This is a genomic window from Rhodocista pekingensis (genome assembly GCF_042665545.1).
Classification (GTDB): Bacteria; Pseudomonadota; Alphaproteobacteria; order Azospirillales; family Azospirillaceae; genus Rhodocista; species Rhodocista pekingensis.
Map to the genome: position 1 here is coordinate 94,366 of NZ_JBHTCM010000028.1, position 16,772 is coordinate 111,137.

Annotated in this window: 16 protein-coding genes; 8 read left to right on the top strand and 8 right to left on the bottom strand. The window is 70.9% G+C overall.

Annotated features, from left to right (window positions below):
- Nucleotides 1-43: 43 nt before the first annotated feature.
- The gene (locus ACFQPS_RS19010) at nucleotides 44-2,392 is read right to left on the bottom strand and encodes a hypothetical protein (RefSeq protein WP_377360798.1); all 2,349 of its coding nucleotides are present in this window, start codon (nucleotides 2,390-2,392) and stop codon (nucleotides 44-46) included.
- 97 nt (nucleotides 2,393-2,489) lie between these two features.
- On the opposite strand from ACFQPS_RS19010, the gene flgF reads away from it, so the two are divergent.
- The 6 genes from flgF (at nucleotide 2,490) to ACFQPS_RS19040 (ending at nucleotide 6,721) form a co-directional block, all read left to right on the top strand.
- On the top strand, nucleotides 2,490-3,236 hold the full coding sequence (gene flgF, locus ACFQPS_RS19015) for a flagellar basal-body rod protein FlgF (RefSeq protein ID WP_377360799.1): 747 nt from the start codon (nucleotides 2,490-2,492) through the stop codon (nucleotides 3,234-3,236).
- 34 nt (nucleotides 3,237-3,270) lie between these two features.
- Nucleotides 3,271-4,056 (top strand): flagellar basal-body rod protein FlgG, encoded by a 786-nt coding sequence (gene flgG / locus ACFQPS_RS19020; RefSeq protein ID WP_377360800.1) that lies wholly within the window; start codon nucleotides 3,271-3,273, stop codon nucleotides 4,054-4,056.
- A 7-nt stretch (nucleotides 4,057-4,063) separates the two neighbouring features.
- The gene (gene flgA, locus ACFQPS_RS19025; RefSeq protein WP_377360801.1) at nucleotides 4,064-4,711 is read left to right on the top strand and encodes a flagellar basal body P-ring formation chaperone FlgA; all 648 of its coding nucleotides are present in this window, start codon (nucleotides 4,064-4,066) and stop codon (nucleotides 4,709-4,711) included.
- A gap of 31 nt (nucleotides 4,712-4,742) precedes the next feature.
- Nucleotides 4,743-5,480 (top strand): flagellar basal body L-ring protein FlgH, encoded by a 738-nt coding sequence (gene flgH, locus ACFQPS_RS19030; RefSeq protein ID WP_377360802.1) that lies wholly within the window; start codon nucleotides 4,743-4,745, stop codon nucleotides 5,478-5,480.
- A gap of 19 nt (nucleotides 5,481-5,499) precedes the next feature.
- A complete protein-coding gene (locus ACFQPS_RS19035) occupies nucleotides 5,500-5,964 on the top strand; it encodes a hypothetical protein (RefSeq protein WP_377360803.1) in 465 nt (154 codons plus the stop codon).
- Nucleotides 5,965-6,106: 142 nt separating this feature from the next.
- A complete protein-coding gene (locus tag ACFQPS_RS19040; RefSeq protein ID WP_377360804.1) occupies nucleotides 6,107-6,721 on the top strand; it encodes a helix-turn-helix domain-containing protein in 615 nt (204 codons plus the stop codon).
- Nucleotides 6,722-6,751: 30 nt separating this feature from the next.
- Here the strand turns inward: ACFQPS_RS19040 and ACFQPS_RS19045 are convergent, their stop codons facing one another.
- Together ACFQPS_RS19045 and ACFQPS_RS19050 are read right to left on the bottom strand one after the other, a co-directional pair.
- A complete protein-coding gene (locus tag ACFQPS_RS19045; protein WP_377360805.1) occupies nucleotides 6,752-7,411 on the bottom strand; it encodes a flagellar hook assembly protein FlgD in 660 nt (219 codons plus the stop codon).
- Nucleotides 7,412-7,421: 10 nt separating this feature from the next.
- A complete protein-coding gene (locus tag ACFQPS_RS19050) occupies nucleotides 7,422-8,594 on the bottom strand; it encodes a flagellar hook-length control protein FliK (protein ID WP_377360806.1) in 1,173 nt (390 codons plus the stop codon).
- Nucleotides 8,595-8,828: 234 nt separating this feature from the next.
- Here ACFQPS_RS19050 and ACFQPS_RS19055 point away from each other — a divergent pair, with 234 nt between their 5' ends.
- Together ACFQPS_RS19055 and ACFQPS_RS19060 are read left to right on the top strand one after the other, a co-directional pair.
- The gene (locus ACFQPS_RS19055) at nucleotides 8,829-9,065 is read left to right on the top strand and encodes a hypothetical protein (RefSeq protein WP_377360807.1); all 237 of its coding nucleotides are present in this window, start codon (nucleotides 8,829-8,831) and stop codon (nucleotides 9,063-9,065) included.
- A 140-nt stretch (nucleotides 9,066-9,205) separates the two neighbouring features.
- Nucleotides 9,206-10,756, top strand: a complete 1,551-nt coding sequence (locus ACFQPS_RS19060) for an acyl-CoA carboxylase subunit beta (protein ID WP_377360808.1) — start codon at nucleotides 9,206-9,208, stop codon at nucleotides 10,754-10,756.
- Between the two features lie 68 nt (nucleotides 10,757-10,824).
- On the opposite strand, the gene ACFQPS_RS19065 is transcribed toward ACFQPS_RS19060, so the two are convergent.
- The 5 genes from ACFQPS_RS19065 to ACFQPS_RS19085 all read right to left on the bottom strand — a co-directional run bounded on the left by ACFQPS_RS19065 (nucleotide 10,825) and on the right by ACFQPS_RS19085 (nucleotide 16,668).
- Entirely contained in the window at nucleotides 10,825-11,598 is a 774-nt protein-coding gene (locus tag ACFQPS_RS19065; RefSeq protein ID WP_377360809.1) for a class II aldolase/adducin family protein, read from the bottom strand.
- Between the two features lie 467 nt (nucleotides 11,599-12,065).
- Nucleotides 12,066-12,269, bottom strand: a complete 204-nt coding sequence (locus ACFQPS_RS19070) for a hypothetical protein (protein WP_377360810.1) — start codon at nucleotides 12,267-12,269, stop codon at nucleotides 12,066-12,068.
- A 156-nt stretch (nucleotides 12,270-12,425) separates the two neighbouring features.
- Complete coding sequence (gene glgX, locus ACFQPS_RS19075; protein ID WP_377360811.1) at nucleotides 12,426-14,630, bottom strand: glycogen debranching protein GlgX; 2,205 nt, start codon at nucleotides 14,628-14,630, stop codon at nucleotides 12,426-12,428.
- Between the two features lie 92 nt (nucleotides 14,631-14,722).
- Nucleotides 14,723-15,844: a glycosyltransferase family 2 protein gene (locus ACFQPS_RS19080; protein ID WP_377360812.1), complete on the bottom strand. Its 1,122-nt coding sequence runs from the start codon at nucleotides 15,842-15,844 to the stop codon at nucleotides 14,723-14,725.
- Nucleotides 15,841-16,668 (bottom strand): lysophospholipid acyltransferase family protein, encoded by an 828-nt coding sequence (locus ACFQPS_RS19085; protein WP_377360813.1) that lies wholly within the window; start codon nucleotides 16,666-16,668, stop codon nucleotides 15,841-15,843. Before ACFQPS_RS19085 ends, ACFQPS_RS19080 begins: the two co-directional genes overlap by 4 nt.
- Nucleotides 16,669-16,772 lie beyond the last annotated feature (104 nt).

Sequence of the window (16,772 nt, forward strand, 5' to 3'; positions counted from 1 at the left end):
TCCGGAGCGGGTGTTGGGACGGGGCGAGTGTGCCGCCGTCCGATTAAGGCTGGTTTTCGGTTCGGCCGGCGGCGGACAGGCGAAGCAATGCGTCGGTCTCGGCCAGCAGCCGGTCCATCCCGGCCGTTCCCGCCGGCGGGGAGCGGTCACCGGCCAGGACGGCGAGCTGTGACGCCCAGGGACCGCCGGCCAGCAGATCGGCATGTGCCGTCAGCAGACGGCGGGGAGCTGCCGCATCGCCGGCAAGATAGGCTGCCACGCCCAGGCGTCCGACCGCGTCGGCCAACCCGGCGCGACCGGGATCGCCGGCAGGAAGGGCCGACAGGGCCTCCACCAGCAGGCCATAGGTCCGGGCGGCCTCCGTCCAGCGGGCCGACCGCCACAGCGCATCCCCCCGGGCCGTGAGACCCGCGGTGTCCTTCGGTGTGCCGATCAGGTCGAGGGCCGTGTCCAGGTTGCCGGTCGCCGCCGCCGCCCGCGCCCGGACGGCCCGGGCGTCCGGCGTGTCCTCCGGCACCAGGGTAGCGACCGCGTCGGGCCGGCCGGCGGCCAGTTCCAGGGCGGCCAGTTCCTGGCGGACCGCGGCGGTCTCGGCCGGTGGCAGCGCCTGCGCCACCTGGGCCAGTTCGCGCGCGGCCGCCATCGTCAGGCCCTGGGCCGTCAGCAGGCGGGCATATCCGATCCTGAGATCCAGCCCGGGCCTGCCCGCCGGCAACAGGGCGCGGTTGCGTTCGAAGGCGGCGACCAGATCCGGGGCCGGACCGGCGGCCAGCAGGGCCGCGAAATCCCCGCCCGCCCGGGACGTCTCCGCCGCCAGGGCTTCCGACGCCGGGAAACGGTCGATCAGCAGCCGCAAGGTATCGAGCGCCTCGACGGGCCGCCTCTCGGCGCGGGAAAGCTCCGCCTGCCGCGCCAGCGTGCGGAATTCCACCTCCCCTCCCCGCCAGTCGCGGGCAAGCTCCTCCAGCACGGCGTGGAGAGCGGGCGCGTCCAGGTCGCCGCGGGCGAAACGCAGGTCGGCCGCGGCCAGCCTGGCCCGGGCCGCGCTCTCCCCAGGCAGGACAGCCGCCTTGTCGTACTGTTCCAGGGCCAGATCCTTGCGGCCGGTCCCTTCATGCAGACGGCCGATCAGCAGATGCAGACGGGCCTGGTCCGGTTCCGCCAGTCCCGCCTCCTCGGCGATCCGGGCGAGATCGCGGCCGACGGAGTCGCGGCCCGCACCGGCCGCCATGGCCAGAAGATCGAGCGCGAAGGCGCCGCGCAGATCCGCCGGAAGGGCCGGCAGCGCCTTGAGGGCACCCGGCAGCAGCGGCAGCGCCTCCGCCGGTCGGCCTCGCCGCGCAAGCAGGACCGCGGCCCACAGCGGTCCGTCCGCATGGGTCAGCGCCTCCGGACCGGCCAGCCAGTCGGCGTCTGAGGCTTCCGGGTCCTCCTGGAGGGTCGCCGCCGCCAGCAGCGGAACGTCGCCAGCCGCGCGGGCCGCCGCCGCCGCCTCGGGTCCGAGCCCCCAGGCCAGCAGGAAGCTGGCGAAATCGCGCCGCGCCTCCGGGGCGTCAGGACGGGCCGCGGCCTCCCGCAGGGCGGAGCGGCGGGCCCGGAACGGCTCCGTCCGCCATGCCGCGAGGTCGAACAGCGCGGGGGCCGGCGGAGGAGCCGGTGAAGCCGCCGTTGCGAGGGCAGCCGGAACGGGAGATGTCCCGCCGACCGCACCTTGCGGTGCCGGAGGCTCGGCGGGCCGCGGAGCCGGCCCGGTGCTGGCGGATGGGGGCATCGCCTCGCCATCCGGCGCCGGGCCGGCGGACGGGGTCACCGGATCGCGCTCCACGGCGTCCAGGGCATCGGCCACGGCCTTGCGGACGTGCCGGGTCTCACCCTCCGTCATCGGGACCGGTGCGCCCCCTGTAGCGCCCGCTGTCTGGATATGCCCCGCCCGAGAGCTTTCCGACGGAGGCGGCGGCGCTGCCCCGTCGGCGCCATCTCCGGACGGGGTGGCCGCGATGTTCCGGGCCGGGGCCGGGCCGGGGCCGGGCTTCCGGACCGGCATCGGCACGGCACTGACCGCCAGGACCAGATCGCCCCGTCGGCTTTTCAGTTCCACCCGCGCCCCGCAGGGCACGCCGACGACCAGCGTCTCGGGACTGGCCATGGACAGGGAGAGGACGCCCCCCAGCGGTGGTGGCGGAAGGCTGCCGATATCGACCGGCACCGACACGGACAGGGTCGCCGAACAGGCGTCCTGGATCAGCGCGCGGCGGGCCGATGCCTGCCCGGGCAGCACCAGTTCCGTGGCGCCGGACCGCAGGCGCAGCTCGGCGGCGACCGGCGGGTCCGCCAGGGCGCCGCTGGAGGCGAGGAAGGCCATAAGGGCGGCGGCGGGGAGCGTCGTTTTCATCGGCAACTTCTTGGAAACTTGAACGCCCGTTTAACCTAGCGTCGCCACATTAAAGCCGCTTCAAAACCTCCCACTCCCATTGCCGGAGACCGGTCCCGTGGAGAATTCGCTGTACGTGGCACTGTCCCAGCAGATGGCAGTGCGCCGGATGCTGGACGTCACCGCCAACAACGTCGCCAACATGAATACGGCGGCCTTCCGGGCCGAACGCCCGGTCTTCGATGCCTTTGTCGAAAAGGCCGGAAAGGGCCAGAAGGTCGCCTTCGTCATTGACCGCGCGACCTACACCGACACGCGGGACGGCACCGTCGCCACCACCGGCAATCCGCTGGACGTGGCGGTGCGCGGCGATGCCTGGCTGAGCGTCGCCACGCCTGATGGTGTCCGCTACACCCGCGACGGCCGCCTGAACCGTGACCCTGACGGCCGGCTCGTGACTCTGGACGGCTATCCGGTGCTGGACGAGGGCGGCGGGGAGATCACCCTGCCCGAGGATGTCGGTGCCATCGCCATCACGGCGGACGGCGCCATCCGCGCCCCGGCCGTGGACAGCGAGAACGGTGAGGTGGAGGAGCTGGGGCGCCTCGGTCTCGCCCGGCTGCCCGCGGCCGGCGACCTGGAGCGCGACGGTTCCGGCCTTGTCCGCTACGACGGCGACCCGCTGCCCGCGGAAGGCGCGACCCTGATCCAGGGCGCGGTCGAAGGGTCCAACGTGCAGCCGATCACCGAGATGGTCCGGCTGGTCGAACTGACCCGCGCCTACGGACAGGCCAACCGCATGGTCGAATCCGAACACGAACGCCAGAAGACGGCCATTTCCAAGCTCGGCGGCCCGGCCACCTGAGGCCGCGGACGGACGCCGCACCAAGGAGACTAGCATGCGCACGCTGAACATCGCGGCCACCGGCATGATGGCCCAGCAGCTCAACGTGGAGGTCATCTCCAACAACATCGCGAACCTGAACACGGTCGGCTTCAAGCGCAGCCGGGCAGAGTTCCAGGATCTGATGTACCAGGCCCAGGTACGGCCGGGGTCGGAATCCTCCGACCAGGACACCATCGTGCCGGCCGGCATCCAGCTCGGCCTGGGTGTGAAGCCGGCCGCGGTCAGCCGCATGCACGGCCAGGGTCCGCTGACCCCCACGGAGAATGACTACGACGTGGCCCTGGACGGACGCGGCTACTTCGTCGTCACGCTGCCGAACGGGGATACCGCCTATACCCGCGCCGGCAACTTCCAGCTTTCGCCCGAGGGCACCATCGTGACGGTGGACGGCTACACCGTCAGCCCCAACATCACCGTGCCCGACAACACCCGCAAGGTGGCGATCAACCGCAACGGCGAGGTGCTGGCCTTCATCGACGGTCAGACGGAACCGGAGAATGTCGGCCAGTTCGAGGTCGCCACCTTCGTCAACGAAGCGGGCCTGGAGGCGATGGGCGACAACCTGTTCCGGGAAACGCCCGCCTCGGGCATCCCGATCCTGGGCATCCCCGGCCAGCTCGGTTATGGCGGCATCCGCCAGGGCTATGTCGAGGCGGCGAACGTCAACATCGTGCAGGAGATCACCAGCCTGATCTCCGCCCAGCGTGCCTACGAGATGAACAGCCGCGTCGTCGAAGCCGGCGATCAGATGCTGAACACCGTCACCCAGATGCGCTGAGGCGGCCATGCGATACCTGCTCCCCCTTCTGGCGATCCTTACGCTTCCCGCCCCCGCCCTGGCGAATGCCGGCGAGGCCGTCGCGGACGAGATGGTGCGCCGCTTCGGCGGCTCGCTGCCGGAGGGGGAGTTGCGCGTGCTCCTGGACCGGCAGGGGCCGGCCGAGATCATCGGGGTGGAGACGCTCCGCTACGATCCGCGCACCGGCCGGGTGGCGGCGATCCTCGTCGCCGCGGAGGGCCGCTTCGCCGTGGAAGGAAGCGCCTGGACGGAGATCACGGCCGCCGTGCCCAACCGTCGCCTGACGCCCGGGGAGATCATCCAGCCGGGCGACCTGGCTTCCCTTCCCGTCCGTGCCGATCAGGTCAGCGCCCGTGCCGTGGTGACCCCCGCCGACCTGGTCGGCAAGCAGGTCCGCCGCGCCCTGGTGCCCGGCCGGCTGGTCCAGGCCGGATCGGTCGGCGAGCCGGTCGTGGTCGAGCGCAGCAAGCCGGTGACCCTGGAGTTCCGCAGCGGTGCCCTGCTCCTGACCGCCCGGGGCCGCGCCCTGGAGAGCGGCGGGGTGGGCGACGTGGTGCGGGTCATCAACCTGGACAGCAACCGCACCATCACCGGCGTCGTCAGCGGCCCCGGTCTCGTCTCGGCCTCGCCCTGACGTCCGCCCCGATCCGATCAGGAATCCGCCCATGTCCCGCATCCGCCCCGCCGCCGCCCTGCTTCTCCTGGCCAGCCTGCCCGGCTGCGCCGGACAGTTCGACCATCTCGGCCGGGCGCCCGCCATGTCGCCCATCGAAGACCCCGGCACGCAGACGGAGGCCCGGCTGGTCCGGATGCCCATGCCGGTGCCCTCGACCGAAGCGCGCCAGCCCGCCTCCCTCTGGCGCACCGGGTCCACCGGCTTCCTGCGCGATCTGCGGGCGAAGCGGGTGGGCGACATCGTCACGGTGGTGATCGACATGTCCGAGCAGGCCCAGATCCGCAACCAGACCCAGCGCAGCCGCGCCTCCGGAGAGCAGTTGGGCGCGCCGAACTTCCTGGGGCTGGAGAGCCGCCTGGATGCCGTGCTGCCCGATGCGGTGAACCCGGAGCGGCTTGTCAACATGAACAGCTCCAGTTCCAGCACCGGCGCCGGCTCGGTCAACCGGCAGGAGCAGATCCAGCTCAAGGTCGCGGCCGTCGTCACCGACGTGCTGCCCAACGGCAACCTGGTGATCGCCGGCAAGCAGGAGGTGCGGGTGAACTTCGAGCTGCGCGAGCTGCGCATCGCCGGCGTCATCCGACCCGAGGACATCACCACCCGAAACAGCATCAGCTACGAGAAGATCGCCGAGGCGCGCATCGCCTATGGCGGCCGTGGCCAGATCACGGACATGCAGCAGCCCCGCATCGGCCAGCAGGTGCTGGACGTCGTGCTGCCCTTCTGATCCCCACGGAAGCGCCGCCATGTCCTCCAGCTCCCGCCTCTTCCTGGTCGCCGTGGCGTCCAGTGCGGTCCTTGGCTTCGCGCTGGGGCGCGTGGTCGTGCAGCCCGTCCCCGCCACGCCCCCCCCGGCGGACCCGCCCCCGGGCGCCGCGCTGGGGTCCAAGGACATCGAGATGCTGGCGGACCTGGGGCAGATCATCGTGCCGATCTGGCGGGAGGGACGGATCATCGGCTATGTCGCCGCCGCCATCAGCCTGCGCCTCGCTCCCGGCAGTGCCCCGTCCGAGCTGATGCCCATCCTGCACGACCGGATGCTGGAGACCCTGATCGACGCCGGCGCCGAGGGGCGTCTCGATCCGGGAGCGGCCGATCCGGCTGCCTTGTCCGCGGCACTGCTGGCTGCGGCGCGGGATGCCATCGGCCCCGAGCGGGTGCGCAGCCTGGATCTCTCCAAGCTGGTGCGGCAGGAGAACCGCAGCACCTGAGCGACAACAGCACCTGGGAGAGAGCGGCAAGCTGCGGCCAAGAGGCGCAGGCTCCGGACAAGCCCGTCACCTGCGCGGATGCGACCCCTTCCCGGCGCACGCAGATCGTGTATGTTTCCATCAGGAAACTATCAGGTCTGCCATGCCGCCCGACGTTCCCGTCCGCGACTCAAGCCGCCTGCGCAGCCTGCGCACCGCCCGCGGGATGAGTCTGTCCGCGCTGGCCGCGAAGGTCGGCCTGTCCAAGGGGGAGCTGTCCAAGCTGGAGACGGGCGTCCGCCCGTTGCGCCCCGATCATGTCGCCAAGCTGGCCAGGGCCTTCGAGATTCCGCCCGCCGACCTGATCGGGGAGGCGAGCGCCCTGCGTGTCATGGTCGCCCCGGAGCCGGCGGCGACCCTGCCGCTCTACGACGGGCGCGATCTGGCCCGCGTCGGTAATGCGGCCGAGCCCATCGGCAGGGTCGATGCACCGGCGCAGCTCCGGTCAGTGCCGGACGCCTATGCGATCACCATCAACGACCTGTCGAACGCCCCGGCATTGATGCCGGGGGTCGTCCTGCATGTGCATCCCGGCCGCGCGCCGGCACTCGGCGACCTCGTGGTGAACCGGGTGAGCTGGTCGCCGCTCGCCTTCTACCTGCGCCAGGACGATGACGGCCGGTTCTACGGACTTACCCTGTCGCGCCGTCGTGTCGAACTGTCGCTGGAGGAAGTCGAGCGGCTGCACAAGGTCGCCGGCATCTGGTTCGTCGGCTGAATCCGGTCCGCCGGCTTCCGGGCCGGCGGATCAGCCGGCCGAGACGATCTGGTCGCGCTGGACCTGAAGACCGCTGCGCATGACGAAGACGCTCTCGCCGTCCACCCGGCGGACCCGCTCCACCGTATCCGCCGTCTGGACGGTGCTGGCAAGCCGGTCGCCCGCGGGATTCCGCGGCGCCACGTCGATCTGGTAGATGCCGTCCGCGACCTTGACGCCATTGTCGTCCAGCCCGTCCCAGGTCATCAGGTGGCTGCCCGGGATGCTGCTGCCCTCCAGGGTCCGCACGATGGTGCCGTCCTTGTCCAGAATGCGGATCTCCGTCTTCTCGGTATCCTCCGGAACGGTATAGCTGGCCTTGGCGGCGCCGCCGGTCAGGGGCAGGGCATCGGACTCGATCTCGACCGTCCGGCCGACATAGGCCAGATCCAGCCGCTCGCTGCTGGAGCGCAGCTCGCCCAGCACCTCGGCCAGCCGCGTGTTGGACTGCACCGCCTGCTCCACGGAGGAGAACTGGGCGAGCTGGGTGACGAACTGGGTGGCGTCGATCGGCGCCATCGGGTCCTGGTTGGCGAGCTGTGCCGTCAGCAGCTTCAGAAAGGACTGCGTGTCCTGGGCCAGCCGGACGCTTGCCACATCGGCGGTGGTCTGCTGCGTGCCGGCGGCGGACGGGGAGGCAACGGTGGTCATGCTCTGAACCTCACACCTGGATATCGATCAGTCCGTCCGCCGCAAGGGTGCGGACGGGGTCGGTGGAGCCGGCGGTCTCACCGACCGCGGCCAGAAGACGCGCGCCGCGGTGGAGCGGATCGCCCCCCTGCCAGCCACCCTGGCCGCCGTTCTGGCCGCCACCTTCGCGCAGGCTGAACTGGAGCCCGTCCTGTTGCAGCCGGAGGCCGCCCTGTTCGATGGAGCGTTCCAGCAGGCGGGCGTCCCGTTGCAGCAGATCAAGGGTCTGGGGACGGTCGGCCATCACCAGCGCGTGCAGGCGTCCGTCCTGGAATTCCAGCTTCACCTCCACGCGGCCCAGCTCTTCAGGCTCCAGGTGGACGGTGAAGCTCCGCGGGCCGCCGTCGGCGACGGCCCGTTCGATCTGGACATGGATCTGTGCGGCGGGGCTGGCCGGGCCGGCGCGGACCGCCTGATGCACGGCCGCCACGCGGGCCGGATCGCCCGACGCCACGGTGGGCGCGAGGACAGTCGCGGCAGGCTCCACGGCATCGGGCAGCAGCGTGGCCGTGCCGTCGGGAAGTGCGGCAGCCGCCTCTCCCGGGGTTGCGGGGCGCATCGCCTCCGGGCCGGCCGTGCCGGCGCGGACCTGGGGCCGGACCGCGGCGCCGAGGGACTGGACGGCGGCATCGGCGCGGGTCTGACGCCCTGCCTCGTCCATGGCTGCCGCCTTCTGATCGGAACGGGCCGCGCCTCCCTGCTGGAGCGCGGCGGGCATCGGAGGCGCGGCCCCGGGCTCCCCGTCCGCCGTCCCGGGACCGGCGGCTGCCTCGCCCCCCGCCAGCGTCCCGCCGGCGGGCGAAGCTCCAGCCAGCGGCGGTGTCGCCCCGGTTCCTTGCGAAGCGGCACCCCCCGGCCCCGGCATCCCGGCAGCCGACGACGGCGCCGCCGGTGCAGCGGCCAGGAGCGGTGCCCCACCAGCGGGCGACGCCTGACCGGCCGCCGCCATGGGCGCCATGGCGATCATGGGGAAGGGAGCGACAAGCGGCGCCTGCCCCTCCAGCCCCGTCGCCTCACCCTCGGTCGTTCTGGTCCGCTTGGGCTGGCCGGCGACCGGACCCGCCTCGGCCTCGCCCTGCGGCCGGACCAGCGCCAGCGCGGCGAGGAATCCGGGAACCACCGCCGCCCCCCCTGCTGTCGCCATGCCGGCGCCACCCTGAACCGCCCCACCGTTCTGGCCGGCAGCCGCGGGCGCCGTCCCGGAGGGCGCGGTCTGGATCGGTATCGGCAGCATGGTGAATCCCTTCGAATGACAGGCGGTTCTCGGGACAACCCTAGCCGGGCGGGATTAAAACGGGTTTGAAGACGGGATGCGCGGGCTTGAAACCGGCTTTAACCCGGGGAGCCTAGTCTCGACCCGTCACTCCAGGGGGGCGTCATGACCGCATCCAGATCCGCCTTCGCGGCCCGCCGCACCCGTATCGTGCAGTCCTGCACGCGGGCCGTGGAAAGCTGCGACCCCGCTACCCTGGTCCGGCTGGAGCAGATGCTCGCCGCCATCGCGGACGGCGCCCGGCTGGAACGCTACTGCGTCTCCAGCCCGCTGGACGCCGACCTGCCGGCCGACATGGCCCAGCTCCTGACCTTGCTCGATCCGCCCGTCGGTCGCGCCTGACCCGGCCGCAGAGCGGCGCCTCCCGTCGTCAACCCGTTGACGTTGCTTGCTCCCCCTTGACCGCTCCGGCCACGCCCCGCCTACTCGGGGCAAGGGCCGCCAGTGCCCGGACATGGAAGGACCCTGGGGAGAAGCGTCGGATGGTCTGGGAGCCGGAGATCGAGGAACTGCACCGCCGCCAGGAACTGGCGCGGCGCATGGGCGGGCCGGAGAAGGTCGCCCGCCAGCACGCCAACGGCCGTCTGACCGTGCGGGAGCGGATCGGCAAGCTGCTGGATGCCGGGACGTTCCGGGAGGTTGGCAGTCTGGCCGGACAGGCGCGGTATGCCGACGACGGCACGCTGGAGGACTTCACCCCGGCCAATTTCCTGTTCGGACGGGGCCGCCTGAACGGCCGGCCCGTCATCGTCGGGGGCGACGATTTCACGGTGCGCGGCGGGGCGGCGGACGCTGGCATCTTCCAGAAGCAGATCATGGCCGAGCAGATGGCCAACGAGCTGCGCCTGCCCATCGTGCGGCTGATCGACGGCACCGGCGGCGGCGGATCGGTGAAGTCCTACGAGGCGATGGGATTCACCTATGTGCCCTTCAATCCCGGCTGGGACTGGGTCGTGGCGAACCTCGCCACCGTGCCCGTCGTCTCCCTGGCGCTGGGGCCGGTCGCCGGGCTGGGCTCGGCACGGGCGGTCTCCAGCCACTATTCGATGATCGTGAAAGGGACGGCGCAGATGTTCATCGCCGGCCCGGCGGTCGTCGCGCGCATCGGTCCCAGCCTGGACAAGGAGGATCTCGGCGGGGCGGCGGTCCACACCCGGGCCGGCGCCATCGACGACGAGGTGGCGAGCGAGGAGGAGGCGTTCGAGCGGACCCGCCGCTTCCTCTCCTACCTGCCCTCCTCCGTCCATGAGGCGCCGCCCCGCGGGGCAAGGCGCGACGATCCCGCCCGCCGCGACGACAGCCTCCTGTCCGCCATCCCGCGCGACCGGAAGCAGGTCTACAAGATCCGCCCGGTGATCGAGACGCTGGTGGACCAGGGCAGCTTCTTCGAGATGGGGCGGCGCCACGGCCGCTCGCTGGTCACCGGCTTCGCCCGGCTGGACGGTTGGCCGGTGGCCCTGATCGCCACGGACCCGTTCGTCTTCGGCGGGGCCTGGGATGCGGCGGCGGCGCAGAAGCTGATCCGCTTCGTCGATCTGGCGGAGACCTTCCACCTTCCCGTCGTGCATCTGGTGGACGTTCCCGGCTTCGCGGTCGGGCCGGAGGCGGAGAAGTCGGCCACCATCCGGCACGGCGCCCGCGCCCTGGCCGCCGTCTACCAGGCCAGCGTGCCCTGGTGCAGCATCATCCTGCGCCGTGCCTTCGGCGTCGCCGGGGCCGGCATGATGAACCATGCCCGGCTGCGCTACCGCTATGCATGGCCGTCGGGCGACTGGGGCAGCCTGCCCATGGAGGGCGGCATCGAGGTCGCCTACCGTGCGGAGCTGGAGGCCGCTCCCGATCCCGCCGCCCGGATGGCGGAGATCCAGGCCCGGCTGGAGCGGATGCGCAGCCCCTTCCGCACGGCCGAGCATTTCTCGGTGGAGGAGATCATCGACCCCCGCGAGACGCGGAGCCTCCTCTGCGAGTTCGCCAATCTCGCCGCCCCGCTGCGCACGCCGGGGCTGCGCGGCCCGGCCGGCTACAGGCCCTGACCCGGCCGTCGCGGGGCACGGGGCGGGAACCGCCGCCCCGTCCTCCCGTCCGTACCGGCGTCCCGGACCTACTCCCTGTAGCCGGGATCGGTGCGTTCCAGCTTGCGCAACAGGGCCGGCCAGATCAGCAGGTTGGCGGCCTGGGTCAGCCCCATCCTGCCGATCGCCTCGTTCTTCCCGATGACCGCGTCCGCGGTCGGATACAGCTCGCGGCCCTGCGACAGGGTCCGCACCTGCATCTGGCAGGCCCGCTCCAGGAAATACATGCGGGTGAAGGCCTCGGCGACCGTGCTGCCCAGGGTCAGGGTGCCGTGGTTGCGCAGCAGCATCGTGGAGCGGTCCCCGAGGTCGGCCTGCAACCGGGGCCGCTCGTCATGGTCGAGCGCCACACCCTCATAGTCATGGTAGGCCAGATCGCCGAGGATGAGCTGGGCCGTCTGGTTCAGGGGCAGCAGCCCCTCCGTCATCGTCGATACCGCCGTGCCGTCCGGCGTGTGCAGGTGCATGACGCAGTGCGCATCCTCGCGCACCTCATGCACGGCCGAATGGATGGTGAAACCGGCGGGATTCACGGGAAACCCGGTGTCCAGCACGACATTGGCCTGAAGGTCGATCTTCACGAGGCTGGACGCCGTGATCTCCTCGAACAGCAGGCCGTAGGGATTGATCAGGAAATGGTGATCCGGTCCCGGAACGCGGGCCGAGATGTGGGTGAAGACAAGATCATCCCAGCCGAACAGGGCGACCAGACGGTAACAGGCGGCAAGATCCTCCCGGACCTTCCACTCCGCCTCACCGACCACGGCACGCACATCGGCAGGCTTGGTCAGAGTATCGGGCATGGCGCATTTCCTCCGGAGTTGTTCTCGTTGAGGGCCGTCGCACCGGCTTGGGGAAGGCCGATGCCGCCGCGACGAGACTACAGCCGCACCGGCCCGCGGTGTGCAGCGAAGATGGCCCTGCGTCGTGCAGGGGTCCACACCGCGGTCGGGACAGGCGCGGGAAGAGAAGCGTCAAGGAAATGCAACAGCCGCCACACCCCACGGCTCAGGGAAGCATGGGATGATCTTGCCGGAGGATGTACTCGACCGGCCAGGGCTGGCGGTTCCAACGGGATAAGCCGACAGGTGCTCTTGACCCTCCAGGCACGGCAGGCGAATGTGCGGCCGCAAAAAAACGCCCGGGACCGAAACCCGGGCGCAAAAGTCTAGCGCGAATGACGGAAGTGTAGCCGGAAGATCCCCTGCGTACCTAGGGTCCGCATGCGGATCATCCGGTTCTTTCGTGGTAGCCGGCGTACCTCAGCCGGCTAGACGCCGACCAGCCGGGGCCGGGCCAGTTGGCCGATGGTGCGCCGCTCCTCCCGCAATGCCTCGATCAGATCGCCAAGGCTCTCCCGGGTGAAACCGCCTTCCTGCTCGGCGGTATCGCGCGCGATGGCGATGAAGTGGTCCAGAAGCCGGGCCTGGACGAAGGCGGCATCCTCAAGATCGGGCTGCATGAAACGGGTCATGGTCGGAGATCCCCGGTAGGCGGTGTGGCGGACGATGGCGGCGGCCAGCGCCCGGCGCGCCGACCCGCCCCAAGATCATCACCGGGGTGCTTAACGACTTCTGAAGATCGGGCCGCGACGGCCGGGTTCCGTCGGCGTACTCCGAACGTCCCGCCTTCACTCGGACGCAGGCGATACGCGGTGCCCACGGGGGCGCACCAGCTCGAACAGCAGCAGCGACCGCCCGGGCACGCCGAACACCTCGCCGGGATCCAGGTTCTCGCCGTTCTCCAGATCGGGCCGCGCGGTGTCCACCAGCGTCGCCCAGGCCCGCCCGCCGGCGACCTCCGGCAGGGTGAAGGGCACCTCCTCGTGGTGCGAATTGAAGACCAGCAGAAGGGTCGCGTCGTTGCCCGTGCGCGGGATGCCGGTCGGCTGGGCCCGACCGTCCATCAGCATGCCCAGGCAGCGGGCATGGGGGTCCTGCCAGTGCTCGGGCGTCATCTCCTCCCCCGACGGAGTCAGCCAGGTCACGTCCTTGACGTCCAGGTCCCCGTTGTAGGCGCCGGTCAGGAAACGGCCACGGCGCAGCAGCGGGTGCATCTGGCGGATGCGGATCAGGCGCCGGACGAACCGGATCAGGTCCTGTCCCCGGTCGTCGATGCCCTGCCAGTCCAGCCAGCTTATCTCGTTGTCCTGGCAGTAGGCATTGTTGTTGCCGCCCTGGCTGCGCCCGAACTCGTCGCCGGCCAGCAGCATCGGCGTGCCCTGGGCGAAGAGCAGGGTCGCCAGCATGTTGCGCTTCTGCCGCTCGCGCAGTTCCAGGATGGCCGGGTCGTCCGTCGCCCCTTCGGTCCCGTGGTTCCAGGAGAGGTTATGGGAGTGGCCGTCGCGGTTCTCCTCCCCGTTCGCCATGTTGTGCTTGTCGTTGTAGGAGACGAGGTCGTTCAGGGTGAAGCCGTCGTGAGCGGTGACGAAGTTGACGCTGGACCACGGCTTGCGACCGCGCCGGTTGAACACGTCGCCCGAGGCCGTGACCCGCGCCGCAAGGTCGGGCAGCCGCCCCTCGTCACCCTTCCAGTAGGCCCGCACGGTGTCGCGGAAGCGGTCGTTCCACTCCGCCCAGCCGGGCGGGAAGCCGCCGACCTGATAGCCGCCCGGCCCGATGTCCCAGGGTTCGGCGATCAGCTTGACGCGGGAAAGCACCGGGTCCTGCCGGCAACTGTCCAGGAACCCGCCGCCTTCGTCGAAGCCGTAGGGTTCCCGCGCCAGGATCGTGGCAAGGTCGAAGCGGAACCCGTCCACATGCATCTCGGTGACCCAGTAGCGCAGGGAGTCCGTCACCATCTGGAGCACCCGCGGATGGCTCAGGTTGAGCGTGTTCCCGGTGCCCGTGTCGTTGATATAGTAGCGCGGCTGGTCGGGCAGCAGCCGGTAGTAGCTGGCGTTGTCGATGCCCTTGAAGGACAGCGTCGGACCCATCTCGTTGCCCTCCGCCGTGTGGTTGTAGACCACGTCCAGGATCACCTCGATCCCTGCATCGTGCAGGTGGGCGACCATCTCCTTGAACTCGCTGATGACCGGGCCGGCCAGATAGCGCGGATCGGGGGCGAAGAAGCCGATCGAATTGTAGCCCCAGTAGTTGCGCAGTCCCTTCTCGATCAGATAGCGGTCGTCCACGAAGGCATGGATCGGCAGCAGCTCGACCGAGGTGACGCCGAGGCTGCGGATATAGTCGATCACCTCCTTCTGCATCATGCCGGCGAAGGTGCCGCGCAGGCTTTCCGGCACGGCCGGATGGCGCATCGTGTGGCCGCGCACATGCGTCTCGTAGAACAGCGTGCTGGTCCACGGGATCGCCGGCGGGCGATCCCGACCCCAGGTGAAGGCCGGATCGACGACACGGCACTTCGGCATGGCCGGCGCGCTGTCACGCCGGTCGAACCCCAGGTCGGCCTGACGGGAGCCGACGCGGTAGCCGAACAGGGCGTCGGACCAGCGCAGGCTGCCGACATGGGCCTTGGCATAGGGGTCCAGCAGCAGCTTGTTCGGGTTGAAGCGGTGCCCCGCCAGCGGCTCGTAGGCGCCATGGACCCGGTAGGCATAGACGGTGCCGGGCCTCGCGTCCGGCAGATAGCCGTGCCAGACCTCGTCGGTGTATTCCGGCAGCGCGATGCGCTCCAGCTCCCGCCGCCCCTCGGCGTCGAACAGGCACAGCTCCACCTTGGTCGCGTTGGCGGTGAAGAGGGCGAAGTTCACGCCCAGCCCGTCCCAGGTGGCCCCGAGTGGAAAGGGTGATCCTTCCTCGATACGCGATCCCGTGCGGACATGGACGTTCCGGAACGGGGCGTGCTGTTCGGCGGTGCCGGGCTGATCGCGCATGGGAGCCTCTGGACTGTCAATGTCCAGCTAGAACACGGAAGTCGCCCTCCCGGCCCGGCAGTCCGCGATATTCCAGGAAAGGCAGGAACCGCTCAGACGGCGGAATAGCGCCGGCCCCGCCATTCCGCCGGGCGGCCGCGGCGCAGCAGGGCGGTCCACTGGATCGCCAGCAGCACCAGGGCGCCCACGGGATGCAGCAGCGCCCCGGTCCAGCTCTGGCGGAAGCGCCACGCCAGCAGCGCGCGCCACGCGACATTGGCGGCGATCCCACCCAGGCCCAGAAGCGCCACCGTCCCGGACCCGGCAGCCCAGCCGATCGGGGCCAGCAGCCAGGGAAGGACGTGGCCGCCGCCGATCAGCGCGGTCCAGACCGGCAGCGCCACGGGCGTCGCCATGCCCTCGGTCGCGTTCTTGGAAAAGCCCGGCCAGACCTCCTTCCAGCCCCTGTACATGCGGCAGGTGGCAAGGTCCGTGGCGTCGAACAGGTCGGTGCCGAAACCGGCACGGCGGAAGGCCCGCGGCAGCTTCACCCCGTCATGCAGGCTGGCACGGATGGCCGCATGACCCTCTGCTGCCATATAGGCTTGCCTGCGTGCCAGCATCAACTGACCGCAGCCGGTGCCGAAGCCCACGGCGGTGGGCAGCAGCCGCATGAAAGCCATTGGCAGATAGCCCAGCAGCAGGACATGAATCCAGGGAATCACCAGATGCTCGGCCAGACTGTCCGTCACTTCCCGCGGGAAGCCGCTCGTCAGCGCGATCTCCCGGGTTCCCAGGGTCCCCGCGATGCGGCCGACGGCCCCAGGCGCCAGCCGCACGTCGGCATCCAGGAACAGCAGGTGGTCGAACCGCGCCCGGTCCGCCAGCACCCGGCAGGCATGCTGCTTGCCCGACCATCCCGCCGGCAGCGGCGGCGCCATCTCCAGCCGGACACGGGGGTCGGAGGCCGCCAGCTCGCGGACGATGGTGGCCGTGGCGTCCGTCGAATGGTCGTCGAGCACGACGACCTCAAGCTCGATGTCGCGGGAGGCCAGCACGCTGCGCACGGCATCGCCGATATTGGCCTCCTCGTTGCGAGCCGGGATCAGCACGGACACGCCGGAGACCGGCGCGGACCGGGCGACCGGCGGCGCGCGGAACAGCACGAGGTTCCAGAGCCCCAGCAGCAGCGGCAGCAGCGCCAGCCCCAGGGCGCTCCAGGCAATCAGGATCAAGATGTCGGTTCCTTCCGTCCGGCCGCCCCTGCTGCGGCGCTCCCGTGGGCGGGATCGAAGCGCTGTCCCTGGGCCCAGGCCCGTCCGCGGCGCCACAGGTCGTAGACGCCGCCGACGCCGACCCGCCCCCCCAGCAGCGTGGCGAAGCGATCCGGGTCCCGGCTCCGGGCCGCGACGGCCAGATCGTCCATGGCAGCCTCCAGGCGTTCCTCCAGCATCTCCTGCAAGCGCCCCGGCGTCAGGTCGCTGCCCGGCTCCTTCAGCAGCGGCGTGCCGAACCGGGCCAGGGCCTCCGGCGTCCGCTCCTCCCAGAACGGGTACTCCAGCGCCAGCGGCAGCAGCGTCACCCGCTCCAGCCGGCAGGCCAGATGCGCGATGCCGCCGCGCAGCCGCACCGGCCGGGAGCGGGGGTCGCTGAAGCGGCCCTCCGCCGTCACCCACAGCATGGCGTCCGGCCGGGACAACAGGGCCTGTCCGACCTTCATGAAGGCGACGGCACCCGCGGCCGTGTCGGGCTCGACCGGGAACAGGCCGATGCGGGCCATGAAGCGGTAACGGGCCAGAGCCGCCGCGTCCATCGGGCCGAAGCCGCGCCGTTCCGGAAAGGCCCGCGATGCCAGCAGGATCAGGAAGGCCGGGTCCCACCAGGAGGGGTGGTTGCAGTAGACGATCACCGGGCGGTCATGGGGAAGCGTCGGCACGCCGGGCCGCATCAGGCGCACGGCATGGAAGCCGGACGCCATGTGCCGGGCCATCACGCGGGTGAAGAACCGGACCAGCAGCGGCGAGCGCAGCGCGTCCGGATCGGGAAGATCAGTCGGCAAGGGCGGGTCCCCGTCCGGGCGTCGGGCAGGTCCGGCCGGCTATCCCTTCCGGAGCCGGCCACGGGAAAAGGCAAGGTACGGAGCAGAGGATTGTCCACATGAGG